The sequence below is a fragment of the Rhodoflexus caldus genome (genome assembly GCF_021206925.1).
GTDB lineage: Bacteria > Bacteroidota > Bacteroidia > Cytophagales > Thermoflexibacteraceae > Rhodoflexus > Rhodoflexus caldus.
Map to the genome: position 1 here is coordinate 1 of NZ_JAJPRF010000033.1, position 1,265 is coordinate 1,265.

A 1,265-nucleotide genomic window follows, 5' to 3' on the forward strand; every position below is an offset into this window, starting at 1 on the left:
CATCACTCCACCAGCGCCTCCCGCAGAATCTCCGCCGGATGCTGTGCCGTGCGCCCCGTGCCATCATGGATTTGGTGGCGGCAACTGGTGCCGGGGGCGGCTATCAGTGTACGGCTGTCGGTTTTTTCTACCGCAGGGAACAGCACCAAGCCGCCAATCTGCATGGAAAGCTCGTACTTGCTTGCCTCATAACCGAAACTGCCCGCCATGCCGCAACAACCCGTCGGTAGGGTTTTCACCATGTAGCCCGCAGGCAGTTGCAGCATCTTTTCGGTGTGTTTGAGCGAAGACAGCGCCTTTTGGTGGCAATGCCCGTGCAAGATGATTTCCCGCTTTTCGGCTTTGAATTGTTCCGAACGGATGTTGCCTTTGGTGGCTTCATTGGCAATAAATTCATCCAGCAGGTAGGTATTTTGCGCAATTTTTTCAGCGGCAGCTTTGAGGTAAGGTGGCACCAATCGCAAATACTCATCCCTGAACGTCAGAATTGCCGAAGGTTCTATGCCAATGAGCGGTGCGGCTTCGCTCACGTAGTCTTTGAGCAGTTCTACATTGCGGATGGCAATTTTCCGCGCTTCTTTGAGTAAACCTTTGGAAATCCACGTCCGACCGCTTTCTATGTGTTGCGGCAGGGCAATGCCGTAGCCCAAACCTTTCAGTAGTTCATACGCCGCCTTGCCGACCTGCTGGTCGTTGTAGTCGGTAAATTCGTCAATGAACAGATTGACGGTCAGCTGTTTGCCTTCCGCAGGCTGAATCATTTGCCTGAGCGTCTTTTTGCCGACTTTGGGCAGGCTGCGCTTCGGATGGAAGCCTGCTAATTGTTTCAATAGCGGTGCAAGGGGTGAACTTCCAAACAGCCAATTGTAAAAATTTGGGGCAAGCATGGCTAATTTTTGCGTCAGTACGAAGTTGGCAACCATGCGGGTTTGCAGGCTGATGCCGTTTGCCTCGTGCCAATGTTGCAGGAATTCGGCTTTGAGGGCTGCCACGTCCACGTTAGAGGGGCACTCTGCCTTGCAGCCTTTGCAAGAGAGGCACAAATCCATCACCTCGTAAATTTCGGGATGGTTGAACGGGTCTTTTTTATTGACGGGTCGTGTCAGTAGTTCCCGTAAAATGTTGGCACGGGCGCGAGTGGTGTCTTTTTCCGAACGGGTAGCCATGTAGCTGGGGCACATTGTTCCGCCCGAGAGGTGCGACTTGCGGCAATCGCCCGAACCGTTGCATTGTTCGGCGTGGCGCAGGATGCCGCCCGATGCGCC

At 53.9% G+C, this 1,265-nt stretch carries 1 protein-coding gene; it reads right to left on the bottom strand.

What is annotated here, in order from left to right:
• Positions 1-2 precede the first annotated feature (2 nt).
• Positions 3-1,265, bottom strand: a 1,263-nt coding sequence (locus NDK19_RS16820; protein ID WP_250633072.1) for a (Fe-S)-binding protein, incomplete at its 5' end; no start/stop codon positions are given.